This is a genomic window from Kumtagia ephedrae, assembly GCF_003012745.1.
Taxonomy (GTDB): Bacteria; Pseudomonadota; Alphaproteobacteria; order Rhizobiales; family Rhizobiaceae; genus Kumtagia; species Kumtagia ephedrae.
In genome coordinates, this window is the sequence record NZ_PXYK01000016.1 from 34,831 (window position 1) to 50,563 (window position 15,733).

A 15,733-nucleotide genomic window follows, 5' to 3' on the forward strand; every position below is an offset into this window, starting at 1 on the left:
TTTGCCGCCGCCCATGGGCCGCGGAGGTGAGCCCGGCAGGACGCGGGCCCGTCGTCATCCGAGCGCCTCGACCATCCGGTCGAGCGCTGTGCGAATATCCCCGGTGTCGCGCAGCACGCACATGCGCAGGAAGGCGCGCGAGGCGTCGCCGAACAGATAGCCGGGCGACAGCCCGACGCGCGCCTTCTCCAGCACGCGCGCGCAGGCTTCCCGCGAATCCGTCTCGCCTTCGAAGGCGAAGAAGGCATACATGCCACCCTTCGGCTTGGCCGGCAGAACGGCACCCGGGATTTTTCCCAGCGCTTCGTAGGCGAGGTCCAGCCCCAGCCTTGCCTTGTCGCGGATTTCCGCCACCAGCGGTTCCCCCCGGCGCAGCGCCGCCTCGGCGCCGGCCTGCACGAAGCCGGCAGTGCCGCTGTTGGCATATTGCGTCATCGCCGCGAGCTGATCGGCGACCTCGCTCGGATGAGTGAGCCAGCCGACGCGCCAGCCGGTCATCGCCCATGCCTTGGAGAAGCTGTTGACCGTCAGCACCCGGTCGCCGTCCTCGGCGATCTGCAGCATCGAGGGCGCGATCGCGCCATGGAAATAGAGCCGTGCATAGACCTCGTCGGAGATGATCCATATGCCGGTGCGCCGGCTGAAGTCGAGCAGCGCCTGAAGCTCTTCCCGGCTCGCCGTCCAGCCGGTCGGGTTACACGGGCTGGAGAACGCGATCGCCCGGGTGCGGGCGTCGCAGCGGGCGAACAGCGCGTCGAGGTCGAGTCGCCATTCGCCGTCGAACCGGAGCGGCACCGGCCGCGGCTCGCCGCCGACCTGGTGGATGGTGTTGTGGATGTTCGGCCATTGCGGCTCGAGATAGACGACGTTGGTGCCGGTATCGACCAGGAGCTCCATCGCCAGGAACAGCGCCTGCATGCCGCCGGGCGTCACGGTCGTCCGCTCGACAGCGACCGGGCGGCCGTGCATCCTTGTCTGGTAGGCCGACAGCGCCTCGATGAGGCCGGCCATGCCGCGCATGTTGGGAATGTAGAAGGTGTTGCCGGCATCCAGCGCGGAGGTCGCGGCCTCGCGGATGAAGGCCGGCGTCACCATGTCGCCTTCGCCATACCAGAGCGGAATGACGTCGCCGAGCGCCCGTGCCTTGGCAGCGAGCTGGGCGATGTTCTCGGTGCGCAGATCCTGGATCTGCGGACGGATGCCTTCGAGCGGCGGAAAGGGCCGGATATTGGCCGGATAGGTCGATGCGCGCCGACTGCTCGAAGCCATGCTGGTGGTGCCCTCCCATAGCGCCGGAGCGCTGCTCGTCATGGATTGCGTGCGCTGCCGATCGACGCCGCGCAGGTCAAAGACAATCATATAACAGTATACGGTTCAAGCTTAAAATTTATCGTGATGGCCGCTTGAAATGACGTGGCCTTCGCGGGATAAAAGCTGAACAAGCACGAAAATCGGCAATCTCGGAAATGAATGCAGGATTCGTTTCGCCGAGAGCCCGCCGGTTGTGATCGGAAACAGTATACACAACTTGGAGGCGCCGATGGTCGCGATGACCCGATTGCAGCGCGCTGGAAACGGCAGCCTGCGGGCGCGCATCTATGAGGAGATCCGCGACCGCATCCATCACGGCGATCTCGGCCGCGACGAAAAGCTGGTCGACGTCGACATCGCCGGGCGGCTCGGCGTGTCGCGCATGCCGGTGCGCGAGGCGCTGCTGCAACTCACCCACGAGGGCTATCTGGTTGGGACGACGCGCGGCTTCATGCTGCCGCGCCTGACGCCCACCGACGTCGCCAACATCTTCGAGGTCCGCCGCTGCCTGGAGCCGCGCGCCGCCGCCCATGCCGCCCGCGACATCGACGCCGACGGCATGGCGCGCCTCGCCGCCGCGCTGGACGATGCCGAGAAGGCTGCCGCCGAGGGCGACGCCGAGTTGCTTTACCAGGCCAATGTGCGCTTCCGCCGCTGCTGGCTGGAGGCGGTGCGCAACGACCGCCTCGCCTCGGCCATCGCCCGCTTCGCCGACCATGTGCAGACGGTGCGGCTGGCCACGCTGGCGCATCTGCCGACGCAGGCCGTCGTGGTCGCCGGCATGCGCAGGCTCCACGATGCCTTCGCGCGGCGCGATTCCATCGCCGCCTTCGACCATATGACCCGGTTCATCGAAACCGCCGAGGAGCGTTTCGTGGCGCTGACCGAAAGCCTGGAGGCGGAAGAGGCGGCGGCCAACCGGGAGCGGGCATCTTGATCAGGCCGCATCCGCTCAAGGGACCGAACCGCTTCAAGCTCGGCGTCTTCTCCATGAACGCCGATGGCGGACTGGCCATGACGACGGTGTCCGAGCGCTGGGCGGCCCGCTGGGAGGACAATCTCCAGGCGGCGCGCATCGCCGATGCCGCCGGGCTGGAGTTCCTGCTGCCGATCGCCCGCTGGCGCGGCTTCGGCGGCGTCACGCGGGCGCGCGAATGGTCGTTCGAGACCTTCACCTGGGCGGCCGGCCTGGCGACCGCGACGAAGGACATCGCGCTGTTCATGACCGTGCACGTTCCGCTCGTCCACCCTTTGCAGGCGGCCAAGGCGCTGGCGACGGTCGACCACATCTCCGGCGGGCGCGCCGGCCTCAACATCGTCTGCGGCTGGAACCCGGACGAGTTCGCCATGTTCGGCCAGACGGTCGGCAGCCGCGCCTACGACCAGGCCGAGGAGTGGATCACCGTCATCGAGCGTGCCTATGCTGCGCAGGAGCCGTTCGACTTCGCCGGCGAATTCTACGACCTGAAGGGCGTGGTCAGCCGGCCGGCCAGCTTGCAGGCGCCGCGTCCGGTGACGATGAACGCCGCCTTCGGCGCGCCCGGCCGCGCCTTCGCCGCGCGCCACTGCGACTACCTGTTCTCCACCTTCTCGGAGATCGAGGAGGGCCGCGGCCATCTGCTCGACATTAGCGGCCGTGCGGCGGAAGCGGGACGGGAGGTCGGCGTCTACACGGTCTGCCACGTGGTGTGCCGGGAGACGCAGAAGGAGGCGGAAGACTATTACCGCCGCTATGCGCTGGAGGAAGCCGACCACGGCGCCGTCGACGAGCACATGCGCAAAAAGAAGGATTTTGCGCATTCGCATGACGAAAAGGCGTTTGTGCAATACCGGCAGCGTTTCGCCGGCGGCGCCGGCACCTATCCGCTGGTCGGCACGCCCGAGCGCATCGTCGACGACCTGATCCGCGTCGCCGAGCAGGGCTATGCCGGCGCGGCGCTCAGTTTCGTCAATTACAGCGCCGAGCTGCCTTTCTTCCGCGACCGCGTGCTGCCGCTGATGCGCCAGGCCGGCCTCAGGCTGACCTGATGGTCGGCGGCGACCATACCGGGAGGACCATGCCGATGCCGAAACTGCTGTCGGGCCGGTTCAAGGCGGATTTGGCCACCGGCAAGACGATCGGCGTGATCTGGCTGGCGCTGGGCCATGCGCCCATCGCCGAGATGGCTGGGCGCGCCGGCGCCGATGCGGTCGTCCTCGACCTGCAGCACGGGCTGTGGGACCGGCTTTCCCTTGAAATGGCCATCGGCCTGTCGGCGGTGCCGGCCGTCGCCCGCGTCCGCGAGAATTCGACCGCTGCGATCGCCGAGGCGCTGGATGCGGGTGCGGAGGGCGTGCTGGTGCCGATGGTGGAGACCGTCGCCGAGGCAGCCCGCGCAGTCGCCGCCGCACGCTTCCCCCCGCACGGCCATCGCTCGGGCGGCGGCGTGCGGCCACTCTCGACCGGCTTCGCCGACTATATGAGCCGGTCCGATGCGATCACCGTCGGCGTCATGATCGAGACTGTGGCCGGCGTCGACGATGCCGAGGCGATCGCCGCGGTTCCCGGCCTCGACTACATCCTGATCGGCACCGGCGATCTGGGCATCTCCTACGCGGCGCGCAACGGAAGCGCGGACGCGGTCGAGTCCGCCTGCGCCCGCGTCAAGGCGGCTTGCGACGATGCAAAACTGCCTTGCGGCATCTTCACGCCGGGCCTGCGCGAGGCGGCGGCGCGGCGCGACGAGGGGTATCGCCTGGTCGTCCTCGCCAATGACGTCGACACGCTGCGCGGTGCCTTTGCCGGCGCCGCCGCCGGCTTCGCGAACGGCGCGTGACCAGCCGGATCACGTATCGCCCAGCACGTTGCAATCCGAAAATCATGCGCATATCGTATGCGCATTGAAACGGAGAGCGCCATGCGGCCCGGGGACCGTTCCATCCAGCGCAAATCCACCAACCTGTCGCTCGACGCCCGGCTGGTCGCCGAGGCAAAGAACCTCGACATCAACATCTCGCGCGTCGCCGAGGAAAGCATTGCCCGGGCGGTCGGCGAGGAGAAGGCGCGGCTGTGGCGGATCGAGAACCGGCGGTCGATCGAGGCGTGGAACGACTATGTCGAGCGTAGCGGCCGCCCGCTGGCGACGAACCGGCAGTTCTGATGGCTCGCTACGATCTCTATTCGCTGGTCGACGGCGAAATCCTGCTCGTGGACGTGCAGGCCGACCTGCTCGACCAGATGGCGACGCGCGCCGTCGTGCCTTTGCTGCCGGCCGAGCAGACGCCGACTCCGGTGCGCAAGCTCAATCCGGTCTTCGACATAGGCGGGCGCAAATATGTGATGGCCACGCAGCTGCTCTCGGCCGTGCCGGTGCGCGAACTCACGCCGCGCCACCACAGCCTGTCGCCGCACCAGGAGCAGATCCTAGGCGCGCTGGAGATGCTCTTCCACGGCTTCTGAGCCGTGGCGCGGAGAACTCGGATCAGCCGCTGCTCGCCGCCTGCCAGGCTTTCAGCGCCTCGTCGAACACCTTGGCGCCGGGAATGCCCTTCTCCATGGTGAACAGGGCGCGGCGGCCAGACTTGTACTGTACCGGCACGTCGATCCAGGCGCGCGTGCGAAGCAGGTTGGTGTTCGCCTCGATCTCGGGCTTGCTGTCGTTGAGCGCGATCAGGAAGAAGCCGTCGGCGATCTTGGCCGGGATGCCGAGCAGGGGGCTGCCGGCCTCCTGCTCCGATCCCTTCAGCGACAGGCGCAGCACGTTGTCGATGCTGCCGCCCTCGAAGCCCTGCGGCGTCAGGAAGATCATCTCGACGATATGGCTGGCCGGCAACGTCTGGTCGGCATTGCGCCGGATGGTCATGCGAAGCTGCAGGTCCTTGCCGGGAATGGTCGCCTCGGCCCGGATCGCCGGCTCCGGCGGCAGGTCGCCGCCGGGCGATTCCTGCACCAGCGACCAGACGATCGAACCGGATTCGGCCGACGCATCGGCGACGTTGGTGCGCTCCTCGTAGAAGATCGCCCGCTGGCCGACCGGAACCGCCTGCTCGGCCGACTGGCCCGGCTCGGCCGATGGCGCGGGCGTTGCCGGCGCGGCCGTGTCGGGGGATGCGGGCGGAGTGCCCGGCTCACCCGGCGGCGTAGCCGCGGCGCCCGGCGAATCCGATGGCGGCGTGGCCGCGGCGTCAGGCGCCGGCGGAACCTGATCAGGTTCGGCAGGCTGCGCCGTGTCCGGAGCCGGAATGGACGGCTGCGTGACAGCCGCGATGGAAGTACCCTCGCCGATCACCGGAGCGCCGCCGGCAGGGCCGGGATCGGTTTCCGTGCCGTCCGGGCTGAGCCGTTGCGTGAACTTTTCGGGCCCCCTGGCGGCCGGCTCGGCCGGGGCCGGGCTGGCGGGGGCCTCGTCCGGCTCCTCGGCGGGCGGCGCCACCGCCGCGACATCCGGGGCGGGTGGGGTGTCCGCTGCCGGCGGCGCGGCAGCAGTATCCCCCGAAGGCGGGGCAAAGCCCGGAATCCCCGCACCGGCCAGGAGATCGCGAACCCTGTCCTGGTTTTGCCAGGCTGCATATCCGCCGCCGGCGAGCAGCACGACGATGGCAGCGGCGGCCGCTAGCCGGCCATAGCCGCGCCGGCGTTCCGGCCTCTCTTCCTCGATGGTCTCGCGTTTGTCCTGCTCGTTGGGATAGGCGGGCTCGGCCTGGCTATCGGCGAAAGGCTGGTCCTCGGGTCCGTCGTCCGGCCGGAACCATTCGGTCGGCGGCACGGGAGCAGGCTCGGGCTCGATCGGGGCCTTTGCTACCGGGGGAGGCGGGGGAGCCGCTTTATCGACGGCCGGTTTCTTCTCCGTCGCCACCGGCTTCTCGGCTGGCGCGTTCGTCTCGGCCGGCGGGACCTTGGCGGCCGGGGTCACCTCCGGCGCGGGCTTTGGCGCCGGTGCGGCCGGAGCCGGCTTCTCGACCACGGGCGGCTTCGCGGGCGGCGCGGGCTGCACGGACGGTGCCGGCTTGGCGGGCTCCCTGAGCATGGCGCGCGCGTCGGGGTTCTTGAGCGAGGCGAAGACGCTTTCGAGCTCGGCGAGCGGATCCGACGCTTTTCGCGCGTATTCGCCCTCGACCTTGACGATCGCTTCCTCGAGCGCCTGCTTCTGCTTCTCGATCACGGCGTCCGGCAAGGGCGGGTTCATCGTCGCCAGCTTGCTGGCGATGGTGATGCGCGCCTTCTCATAGACCTTCTCCCGCATCTGCGGGGTGGTGTCGGAAAGACCGTCAAGCGTCTTCTTCAGGACCGCTACGAAATCTGCCATTCTGGTGTCGACCTGTGATCCCGTTTCTCGCGGGCGTCTCGATAAACGTCGGTTAGGGGGTTGCCAAAACTAGTCTTGAAACGGATCGGTCACAAGTATCGTGTCGTCCCGTTCAGGGCTGGTGGAGAGCAGCGCCACCGGTGCGCCGATCAATTCCTCGATATGCCGCACATATTTCACCGCCTGCGCCGGCAATTCGGCCCAGCTTCTCGCCCCGGCCGTCGTCTGCGACCACCCTTCGAGAGTTTCGTAGATCGGCTTAGCCGCGGCTTGTGCCCGCATTGAGGCAGGCAGATAGTCGATTCTCTGCCCGTCCAGCTCGTAGCCGACGCAGACCTTGATCTCCTTGAGGCCGTCGAGCACGTCGAGCTTGGTCAGCGCGATGCCGGTGATGCCCGAGGTCTTGACCGTCTGGCGCACCAGCACCGCGTCGAACCAGCCGCAGCGCCGCGGCCGGCCGGTGTTGACGCCGACCTCACGGCCGACCGTCGCCAGGTGGCGGCCGATCTCGTCGTCGAGCTCGCAGGGGAACGGCCCCTCGCCGACGCGCGTAGTGTAGGCCTTGGTGATGCCGAGCACATAGCCGATCGCCGTCGGCCCGAGGCCTGAGCCGGCCGCCGCCTGCCCCGCAACCGTGTTCGACGAGGTGACGAAGGGATAGGTACCGTGGTCGTTGTCGAGCAGCGCGCCCTGGGCGCCCTCGAACAGGATGCGGGCGCCGGCGCGGCGCTTCTCGTCGAGCACGCGCCAGACTTGGTCCATGAAGGGCAGGATCTTGTCGGCGATCGAGGTCAGCTCCCGGTGGATCGCTCCGGCCTCGACCTCCGCCAGCCCAAGGCCGCGGCGCAGCGCGTTGTGATGCGTGAGCAGCCGCTCGATCTTCGGCATCAGCGTGTCGGGATCGGCGAGGTCGACCAGCCGGATCGAGCGGCGACCGACCTTGTCCTCATAGGCCGGGCCGATGCCGCGCCGCGTCGTGCCGATCTTCAGGCCCGAATTGCTGTCCTCGCGGAAACCGTCGAGCTCGCGGTGCAGCGACAGGATCAGCGGCGCGTTGTCGGCGATGCGCAGTACTTCCGGCGTGATGGTGATGCCCTGTCCGCGCAGCTTCTCCACCTCCTCGACGAAATGGTGGGGATCGACGACCACGCCGTTGCCGATGACCGACAGCTTGCCCTGGACCAGGCCGGAGGGGAGCAGTGCGAGCTTGTAGCTGACGCCGTCGATGACCAGGGTGTGGCCGGCATTGTGGCCGCCGTGGAAGCGCACGACCACGTCGGCGCGGTCGGCCAGCCAGTCGACGATCTTGCCCTTGCCCTCGTCGCCCCACTGCGAGCCGACAACCACCACATTGGCCATTTCACTTTCCTTCTACTGCGTCGGGACAGTCCGGCAAGCCGGGCGCCGGCGCTTCTATAGCGGCAAGGGCGCGCGAGCGCGACCGTAGATGTTGGCCCGGCGGCATGGGAGCGAAGATTTTTTTCTTGCATGGCATGGTTTGCGATCGGCGGCAGACCGGTTCTGCTTGCATCCCCCGACCGTTCCGCAGGCGATGATCTCCGAACGGGCGCCAGGCCAGATTGCTGCGGTCTGTCATGCCGAATGCCCTCAGTCGCAAATACAGGTTGTAGGTTAAGTGATCATCTGCTAGCTTTTTGTGCATCTATTGCTTTGGGGACTTGTAGGCGGGAAAGCAATGATCGCGGGTGCACGGGCTTTCTTGCCCGGCCATCCGGCGAAAGCTTTCCTCTCTACCCACAAGGGCGTGAAGGTCGGATCCCCTCGAGTGCGGCGAAGGCGGGCCGCAGGAGGCGTGATCCGCCTCGCCGGAACGATTTGGAACGCTACAAACACGCGATCCTACGGACGGCAGCGGAAGGCGCCGTCCGCGATACAAGCTGAACCGGGAGGGTTTCATGCAGGTCAGCAAATACATATCCGGGATTTCGCCCGATTTTACCCTGACACGCGACGGCAATGAGGTGATGGCCACCTTCTTCTACGGCCTGACCGGCTATTATGACGAAGATCTCGGCTATTATCTTTGGGACGGCGAACTGGGCGCCGAGATCGGCGCGTTCGCCAACTACCTGCACCAGACGGCCGACTATCCCATGGATCTCGAGCTCGCCGCCACGCTGGCGCCGGGCGTCACGGCGGCGGGCAGCTACTTCGTCAACGACAACATCGGTGGCGCCTCCTTCGACCAGAAGTTCAACGTCACCCTGTTCGACGTTGCCGCCAATTTCACCGGCACCGCTACCGTCGACCTGGTGTTCGGTTCGGCGGCGGCCGATACGTTCCGCTCGGTGGGCAGCGGCGACATCTTCGAGGGTGGCACCGGCAACGACCTCTACCGTGTCTACAGCGCCGACACCCAGGTGGTGGAGATTGCAGGCGGCGGCAACGATCAGATCGCGGCGGCGGTCTCCTACGTGCTCCGTGCGGGTGTGGACGTGGAACAGCTGACCACGACCAGTTCGACCGGTAGTGCTGCAATCAATCTCACCGGAAACACGCTTGCCCAGACGATCATCGGCAACGCCGGTGACAACATCCTGCATGACGGGGGCAAGGGCGCAGCGGACATCCTGCGCGGGCTGGCGGGCAACGACACCTACCGTATCTTCAACTCCGGCGACACGATCGCCGATGGCGCTGGACAGGGCGCCGACAAGGTCATCGCCGCCGTCGACTATGCGCTCGGCAACGGCGTCGAAATCGAGACGATGCAGACGAACGGCAGCACGGGCACGGCCGGGATCGACCTGACGGGCAACGGCTTCGACCAGTCGATCACCGGCAATGCCGGCAACAACAGGCTGGACGGCAAGGGCGGCACCGACGTACTGCGCGGCCTGGGCGGCAAGGACACCTTCGTCTTCTCCTCCGCGCTCGGCGCCGGCAATGTCGACACCATCGTCGACTTCAAGGCCGTGGATGACACGATCGAGTTGAAGAACACGGTGTTCGCGGCAGTCGGCACGGGTAGCCTCGCGGCGTCGGCCTTCAACGCCAACAGCAGCGGTACCGCCCTGGAGGCCGACGACCGCATCATCTACGAGACCGACACCGGCAAGCTCTTCTACGACGCCGACGGCAACGGTGCTGGCGCGGCAGTGCAGTTCGCGGTGCTGACCGGCAATCCGACCATCACCGCTGCCGATTTCGTGGTGGTCTGAGGCCGGCAGGACCTCCTTTTTCACTCGGAATTGGCGGCCGTGGGGGGAGGCGAGGCCGGCCGTGCCCGATACCGGACGCGGACAAGCCGAATCCAGCGCCGGAGGCGTGGAATGGTGGGCGCATGGTTAAAGCGCCTTTAACCCTGTCCGCCTAGTCTCACGGTCGATTCTGCCGGCTTGCGCTTCGGCGCGGGCCGGCGGCCATGGGAAACGACCACGAGGAACCCGCATGCGTTCTGGGGCTGCCGCGCCGCTCGCGCTTTCCGCCGATTCGGGCAATGGCATAGCCGCCTTCCTGCGCCGCCAGGTCGGCCGGGCGATCGGTCTCGGCATCTTCGCCGGCATCGCCTTCGCGCTGGCCAGCCTCGGCACCTGGAACGTCGCCGATCCCAGCCTCAGCCACGCCACCGACAATCCCGTCACCAATGCCATGGGCTTTGCCGGCGCGGCCTTCTCCGACCTCGCCATGCAGTTCTACGGCCTGTCGGCGGTGGCAACACTTGCGCCGGCCGTGGTGTGGGCGATCCTGTTCGCCACGGCGCGCGGCGTCGACCGCAAGCTGAAGCGGGCCGCCGCCTGGTTCGGCGCCTCGCTGTTCGCCGCCGGCGTCGCCGGCTGCGTGACGCCGCCGGACACCTGGCCTCTGCCGTCCGGCCTCGGCGGCGTCTTCGGCGACCTGGTGCTCAAGATCCCGGCGCTCATCATTGGCGGCTATCCCAGCGGCCTGGTCGCCTGGGGGCTGGCCGCAGCGCTGGCGCTGCCGGCGCTCGGCCTCGCCGCCTTCGGCTCCGGCCTGCTGTTCCGTCGGGCGGCTCCGGTCGAGACCGCCCGGCCGGCGCGCGAGGAGCCGGCGCTCGACGATGCCAATTTCGAGGACGAGGAGGAGAGCGAGGGTATTTTGGCCCTCGGCGCGCTCACCCACTGGTGGCTGTCGGCACGCGCCTTCCTGCGCCGCACGCTGGCCAGCCGCCGCGCCAGGGAAGACGACTTCGACCTGCCGGCACCGTCCGGCGGCTGGCGCCAGGCGGCCGAGCGCGTCGACTTCGCCGAGCGGGTGGAAGCGCGGGTCAGCGCCGGCGGCCGGGCGCGCGTCGAGCCCGAGTTCTTCGCGGCGATGGTCGCCGACGGCAGCCGGCCGCAGCCGCAGCCGGCGCTCGACGAGGAGAACTTCGACGCCGAGGAGGATTTCATGCAGCCGCGGCCGGTCGAACGCGGCCAGCCGGCTCATGTCCAGCACTTCCGCTCGCCGGCTTCCGGCGCGCCGGTGGCGCCGACCATGCCGAGCCGCGTCGAAAGCCCGGCACCACGCCCCGCACCCGGCGCCCGCGTGCAGCGCGAGGCGCAGACGACGCTGATCGGCTCCGACAATTTCGAGATGCCGTCGCTGTTCTTCCTGTCCGAGCCGAAGAGCGTGGCGCGCGATCCGAGCCTGTCCAAGGACGCCCTGGAGCAGAACGCGCGCATGCTGGAGGGCGTGCTCGAGGATTTCGGCGTCAAGGGCGAGATCATCCATGTCCGCCCCGGCCCGGTGGTGACGCTCTACGAGCTGGAGCCGGCGCCCGGCATCAAATCCTCGCGCGTCATCGGGCTCGCCGACGACATCGCCCGCTCGATGAGCGCCATCGCCTGCCGCGTCGCCGTGGTTCCCGGCCGCAACGCCATCGGCATCGAGCTGCCCAACCCGAAGCGCGAGACCGTCTACCTGCGCGAGATCCTCGCCAGCAAGGATTTCGAGACGACCAAGTCGAAGCTGGGGCTGGCGCTCGGCAAGACCATCAACGGCGAGGCCGTCGTCGTCGACATCGCCAAGATGCCGCACGTGCTGGTCGCCGGCACGACCGGCTCGGGCAAGTCGGTCGCCATCAACACGATGATCCTGTCGCTGCTCTACCGCATGACGCCGCAGGAATGCCGGCTGATCATGATCGACCCGAAGATGCTGGAGCTGTCGGTCTATGACGGCATTCCGCACCTGCTCACCCCCGTCGTCACCGATCCGAAGAAAGCCGTGGTCGCGTTGAAATGGACGGTTCGTGAGATGGAGGACCGCTACCGCAAGATGTCGAAGGTCGGCGTGCGCAACATCGACGGCTTCAACGCCCGCGTCAGCCAGGCCGAGAAGAAGGGCGAGCGCATCACGCGCACCGTCCAGACCGGCTTCGACCGCGAGACCGGCGAGGCGATCTACGAAACCGAGGAGATGGATCTCGCGCCGCTGCCTTACATCGTCGTCATCATCGACGAGATGGCCGACCTGATGATGGTCGCCGGCAAGGACATCGAGGGCGCGGTGCAGCGGCTCGCCCAGATGGCGCGCGCCGCCGGCATCCACGTCATCATGGCTACCCAGCGCCCGTCGGTGGACGTCATCACCGGCACGATCAAGGCGAACTTCCCGACCCGCATCTCCTTCCAGGTGACGTCGAAGATCGACAGCCGCACTATTCTGGGCGAGCAGGGCGCCGAGCAGCTGCTCGGCATGGGCGACATGCTCTACATGGCCGGCGGCGGCCGCATCCAGCGCGTGCACGGCCCCTTCGTCTCCGACGACGAGGTCGAGAAGGTGGTCAACCATCTCAAGCTGCAGGGCGTGCCGGAATATCTCGACGCCATCACCGAGGACGAGGACGGCGACGACGAGGACGGCGGCTCGCGCGGCGGCGGTTCGTCCGGCGGCGGTGGCGGCAATTTCGACGACTCGGACGATCCCTACGACCAGGCGGTGGCGGTGGTGCTGCGCGACGGCAAGGCGTCGACCAGCTACATCCAGCGGCGGCTGGGCATCGGCTACAACAAGGCTGCCTCGATCATCGAGCGGATGGAGAAGGAAGGCATCGTCGGCGCCGCCAACCACGCCGGAAAACGCGAGATTCTCGTACCGACCGACGAGGACAAGATGTGAGGGTTCTTGTAGGTCAAAAGGAACCGCGGCTGAAATCACCCCCACCCCTAACCCCTCCCCACAAGGGGGAGGGGGACCGGCTGGCCTTTCCGCTAGGAACCAATCGCGGATGGTTTCTTGTGGCATGGCGGCCGCAAAGTCCCCCTCCCCCTTGTGGGGAGGGGTTAGGGGTGGGGGTGATTTCTGCCGCGCTTGCCTTCAGAGAGAAGACCGACCTTTGCCCGCCCCTTGCCTTCGCCCAACTAACGCCCAACTACATTCCTAGCTCAATTCCGACACGGAATTAGCGATTCTCGGGATGAAGAACATGACAACAACGCCCGCAAGCTCCAGGACCCTCACGCGCCGCGGTCTGGTCGGCATGGCCCTCGGTCTGTCTGCCGCGGCGGTGCTGTCGCTGCTGCCCGTCGCGGTGGCGCCGGCCGCCGCGCAGGCCACCGCTACCGCCCAGAAGATCGCGGATCATTTCTCCTCGATCCGCACCATGTCCGGCGAGTTCGTGCAGTTCGATCCGCGCGGACGGCAGACCGGCGGCAAGTTCTATCTCCAGCGGCCCGGAAAGATCCGCTTCAACTATGACGGCGGGGCGGGCTTCCGGGTGATCTCCGACGGCAGGTCGGTGGTGTTGGAGAATCCGCGGATGAAGACGATGGATCTCTATCCGCTGTCCAAGACGCCGCTGAACCTGCTGCTCGCCGACCGTATCGATCTCACCGGCAACCGGGTGCGCAGCGTCAAGGAGGAGGACGACCAGACCGTCATCCAGCTCGTCGACCGCTCCGCCTTCGGCAACGCCCGCATCACCATGAAGTTCGATCCTTCGAGCTACGAGCTGAAGGAATGGACGATCACCGATGCCCAGGGCAAGGACACCACGGTCATGATCTTCAACGTCCGCCGGGACGTGAAGCTCGACCAGGGGCTGTTCTCCATCGACTACAAGAAGAACCTCGAGCTCAACAGCAAGAAGTCGAACCGGTAGCCGCATGATCCCGAAAAGTTGCAGACTTTTCGGACAAGATCATGCGCAAGCAGACACTCTCACCGCACAGCGCGGCGCATGCGCCGCTCCAGGCCGCGCAGCGCCAGCGACAGGCTGATGGTGAGCAGCAGGTAGATGTAGGCGACGATCGAATAGGTCTCGAAGAAGCGGAACGAGCCGGCCGAATAGATCTTGCCCATCTGGGTGATGTCGGCGACCCCGAGGACCGAGACGAAGGACGAATCCTTGACCATGGTGACGAAGTCGTTGCCGAGCGGCGGCAGGATCACCCGCATTGCCTGTGGAAAGACGACAAGGCGGAAGCGCTGCCCACGCGACAGCCCGAGCGCCTTGGCCGCCTCGATCTGCCCCATGTCGACCGACTGGATGCCGGCGCGGAAAACTTCGGCGATGAAGGCGCCGTAGCCCAGCGTCAGCGCGATGATCGCGCGCCAGAGCAGCGACACGTCGCGCACCAGCAACTCTTCCAGCAGCCCGGCTTCCCGCAGCGGCGTCGTGACCGCGTTCCACAGCGCCACGAAGGCCGGCACGCCGGCAAAGGCGATCCAGAACAGCAGCACCAGGAACGGAATGCCGCGGCAGATCTCGGTGTAGAAGCGCGCGATCTGGCGCAGCCAGATCGAGTCGGACAGCGCCATCAAGGCAAGACCGAGCCCGAGCAAGGAAGCCAGGGTGAAGCCGACGATCGTGACGTAGATGGTGATCCAGATGCCCTGCGCGACCGTCAGGAAAATCTGCGAATAAAGCGTGCTGGAAGCGATGGCGATCGCCGCCGCCAGCCCCACCAGGACGATGGCGGCGAGCCAGTAGGGGAAGTCCTGCTTGCCGGAGGACGAGTGAGCGCCGGCCATGCCTCAACACGCCGGAGAGTTCGGCGTGTGCATACCCCTGGCTTCCGCATCTCTCTCGGTCCTGGCGGACAGCTCCCTCTCAAGAGCAGGATAGTCGCATACGGGTCTACCCCCACCCCTAACCCCTCCCCACAAGGGGGAGGGGGACTTTGCGGCCGTCATGCCGAGCGAACCCGTCGACGATTGGTGCGGGGAGGAGAGGCCAGCCAGTTCCCCTCCCCCTTGTGGGGAGGGGTTAGGGGTGGGGGTAGACCCGTATGCGACTATCTTGCTCTTGAGGGGGAGATGTCCGCCGGACCGGAGGGGGTCGTGAGGGTTCACGGCACCGAATATCCAACGAGAGCCGAAGCGGTCACTGCGCCGGCTTGTAGTCGACGAACCATTTCTGCGTGAGCTTGTCGAAGGTGCCGTCGGCCTTGAGCGCGGCGATGCCGGCATTGATCGGCGCGACGAGGTCCGAGCCCTTGGGGAAGATGAAGCCGAACTCCTCGGCCTGCAGCGGCTCGCCGATCAGCTTCAGCTTGCCGCCGGAATTGGCGGAGAGCGACTTGCCGGCGGCCGAGTCGGTCAGCACCAGGTCGACGTCGCCGGCCTGCAACGCCGCCACGGTAGACGCGAAGGTGTCCATCAGCTTGATGCGCGGGTTCTGCTCGTTGCCGTCGAGCACGTTGTAGACGGCGACATAGAAGGGCGAGGTGCCGGCCTGCGCGCCGACCAGCAGCTTGTCGTCGGCGGCGAAGCTCTTCGCGTCGGCGAAGCGGCTCTCGTCGCCGCGCACCAGCATGAAGATCTCGGACAGCATGTACGGATCGGAGAAGTCGACCTTCTCCTTGCGCTCGTCCTTGATGGTGATGCCGGTCATGCCCATGTCGTACTGCTTGTCGGACACGGCCTGGATCATCGCGTCCCAGGAGGTGTTCTGGTACTCGACGGTGAAGTTGAGCTTCTTCGAAAGGGCGTCCACGGCGTCATATTCCCAGCCGACCGGCTTGCCGCTGGCGGGGTCGACGAATTGCAGCGGGAAATAGGCGTTCTCGGTGACCACGACGACCTTCCTGCCGGCGAGGTCGGGCAGCGTCTGCGCCAAGGCGGCGAGCGGGAACAGAATGGCCGCCGCGAGAACGGCCACGAGGATTTTCGCACGGTTCATGGATGCCCTCCTGAGGCGAGCGCCGGCGCCCCAGGCCGGCGGTTTTCCG

The 15,733-nt window shown here is 67.2% G+C and carries 12 protein-coding genes and 2 pseudogenes; 9 read left to right on the forward strand and 5 right to left on the reverse strand.

All coding sequences use genetic code 11. The features are described from left to right. Window positions 1–54: 54 nt before the first annotated feature. On the reverse strand, window positions 55–1,269 hold the full coding sequence (locus tag C7I84_RS16850; protein WP_106773477.1) for a pyridoxal phosphate-dependent aminotransferase: 1,215 nt from the start codon (window positions 1,267–1,269) through the stop codon (window positions 55–57). 271 nt (window positions 1,270–1,540) lie between these two features. On the opposite strand from C7I84_RS16850, the gene C7I84_RS16855 reads away from it, so the two are divergent. The 5 genes from C7I84_RS16855 (at window position 1,541) to C7I84_RS16875 (ending at window position 4,750) form a co-directional block, all read left to right on the forward strand. Beyond that, window positions 1,541–2,248 (forward strand): GntR family transcriptional regulator, encoded by a 708-nt coding sequence (locus C7I84_RS16855; protein WP_207771015.1) that lies wholly within the window; start codon window positions 1,541–1,543, stop codon window positions 2,246–2,248. After that, complete coding sequence (locus tag C7I84_RS16860; protein ID WP_106773382.1) at window positions 2,245–3,339, forward strand: LLM class flavin-dependent oxidoreductase; 1,095 nt, start codon at window positions 2,245–2,247, stop codon at window positions 3,337–3,339. The genes C7I84_RS16855 and C7I84_RS16860 overlap by 4 nt, the downstream gene beginning before the upstream one ends. Before the next feature lie 35 nt (window positions 3,340–3,374). Then, window positions 3,375–4,127: an HpcH/HpaI aldolase family protein gene (locus C7I84_RS16865; protein ID WP_165816106.1), complete on the forward strand. Its 753-nt coding sequence runs from the start codon at window positions 3,375–3,377 to the stop codon at window positions 4,125–4,127. Window positions 4,128–4,208: 81 nt separating this feature from the next. Next, window positions 4,209–4,451 (forward strand): type II toxin-antitoxin system CcdA family antitoxin, encoded by a 243-nt coding sequence (locus tag C7I84_RS16870; RefSeq protein ID WP_106773479.1) that lies wholly within the window; start codon window positions 4,209–4,211, stop codon window positions 4,449–4,451. Beyond that, window positions 4,451–4,750 carry a CcdB family protein gene (locus C7I84_RS16875; RefSeq protein ID WP_106773384.1) on the forward strand — a complete coding sequence of 100 codons (300 nt, stop codon included), beginning with the start codon at window positions 4,451–4,453 and terminating at the stop codon, window positions 4,748–4,750. The genes C7I84_RS16870 and C7I84_RS16875 overlap by 1 nt, the downstream gene beginning before the upstream one ends. 22 nt (window positions 4,751–4,772) lie before the next feature. On the opposite strand, the gene C7I84_RS16880 is transcribed toward C7I84_RS16875, so the two are convergent. After that, the gene (locus C7I84_RS16880) at window positions 4,773–6,596 is read right to left on the reverse strand and encodes a hypothetical protein (RefSeq protein ID WP_106773385.1); all 1,824 of its coding nucleotides are present in this window, start codon (window positions 6,594–6,596) and stop codon (window positions 4,773–4,775) included. Between the two features lie 69 nt (window positions 6,597–6,665). Beyond that, a complete protein-coding gene (locus tag C7I84_RS16885; RefSeq protein WP_106773386.1) occupies window positions 6,666–7,955 on the reverse strand; it encodes an adenylosuccinate synthase in 1,290 nt (429 codons plus the stop codon). A gap of 557 nt (window positions 7,956–8,512) precedes the next feature. On the opposite strand from C7I84_RS16885, the gene C7I84_RS16890 reads away from it, so the two are divergent. The 4 genes and pseudogenes from C7I84_RS16890 (at window position 8,513) to C7I84_RS16905 (ending at window position 13,662) form a co-directional block, all read left to right on the forward strand. After that, the gene (locus C7I84_RS16890; RefSeq protein WP_106773387.1) at window positions 8,513–9,778 is read left to right on the forward strand and encodes a calcium-binding protein; all 1,266 of its coding nucleotides are present in this window, start codon (window positions 8,513–8,515) and stop codon (window positions 9,776–9,778) included. 229 nt (window positions 9,779–10,007) lie between these two features. After that, window positions 10,008–10,728 (forward strand): annotated as a pseudogene (locus C7I84_RS31045) (DNA translocase FtsK 4TM domain-containing protein); the annotation flags it as partial. 65 nt (window positions 10,729–10,793) lie between these two features. Then, window positions 10,794–12,680: pseudogene (locus C7I84_RS16895) on the forward strand (DNA translocase FtsK); the annotation flags it as partial. Between the two features lie 298 nt (window positions 12,681–12,978). Further along, the gene (locus C7I84_RS16905; RefSeq protein ID WP_106773389.1) at window positions 12,979–13,662 is read left to right on the forward strand and encodes an outer membrane lipoprotein carrier protein LolA; all 684 of its coding nucleotides are present in this window, start codon (window positions 12,979–12,981) and stop codon (window positions 13,660–13,662) included. Window positions 13,663–13,721: 59 nt separating this feature from the next. On the opposite strand, the gene C7I84_RS16910 is transcribed toward C7I84_RS16905, so the two are convergent. Both C7I84_RS16910 and C7I84_RS16915 read right to left on the reverse strand, forming a co-directional pair. Then, window positions 13,722–14,534 (reverse strand): amino acid ABC transporter permease, encoded by an 813-nt coding sequence (locus tag C7I84_RS16910; RefSeq protein ID WP_106773390.1) that lies wholly within the window; start codon window positions 14,532–14,534, stop codon window positions 13,722–13,724. A 352-nt stretch (window positions 14,535–14,886) separates the two neighbouring features. Then, window positions 14,887–15,684 carry a transporter substrate-binding domain-containing protein gene (locus C7I84_RS16915; protein ID WP_106773391.1) on the reverse strand — a complete coding sequence of 266 codons (798 nt, stop codon included), beginning with the start codon at window positions 15,682–15,684 and terminating at the stop codon, window positions 14,887–14,889. Window positions 15,685–15,733: the final 49 nt, after the last annotated feature.

Bases quoted from the DNA above. Each gene is read 5' to 3' on its own strand.
- C7I84_RS16850 (WP_106773477.1), bottom strand. From the start codon at position 1,269: ATGGCTTCGAGCAGTCGGCGCGCATCGACCTATCCGGCCAATATCCGG.
- C7I84_RS16855 (WP_207771015.1), top strand. From the start codon at position 1,541: ATGGTCGCGATGACCCGATTGCAGCGCGCTGGAAACGGCAGCCTGCGG.
- C7I84_RS16865 (WP_165816106.1), top strand. From the start codon at position 3,375: ATGCCGAAACTGCTGTCGGGCCGGTTCAAGGCGGATTTGGCCACCGGC.
- C7I84_RS16870 (WP_106773479.1), top strand. From the start codon at position 4,209: ATGCGGCCCGGGGACCGTTCCATCCAGCGCAAATCCACCAACCTGTCG.
- C7I84_RS16875 (WP_106773384.1), top strand. From the start codon at position 4,451: ATGGCTCGCTACGATCTCTATTCGCTGGTCGACGGCGAAATCCTGCTC.
- C7I84_RS16880 (WP_106773385.1), bottom strand. From the start codon at position 6,596: ATGGCAGATTTCGTAGCGGTCCTGAAGAAGACGCTTGACGGTCTTTCC.
- C7I84_RS16885 (WP_106773386.1), bottom strand. From the start codon at position 7,955: ATGGCCAATGTGGTGGTTGTCGGCTCGCAGTGGGGCGACGAGGGCAAG.
- C7I84_RS16890 (WP_106773387.1), top strand. From the start codon at position 8,513: ATGCAGGTCAGCAAATACATATCCGGGATTTCGCCCGATTTTACCCTG.
- C7I84_RS16905 (WP_106773389.1), top strand. From the start codon at position 12,979: ATGAAGAACATGACAACAACGCCCGCAAGCTCCAGGACCCTCACGCGC.
- C7I84_RS16910 (WP_106773390.1), bottom strand. From the start codon at position 14,534: ATGGCCGGCGCTCACTCGTCCTCCGGCAAGCAGGACTTCCCCTACTGG.
- C7I84_RS16915 (WP_106773391.1), bottom strand. From the start codon at position 15,684: ATGAACCGTGCGAAAATCCTCGTGGCCGTTCTCGCGGCGGCCATTCTG.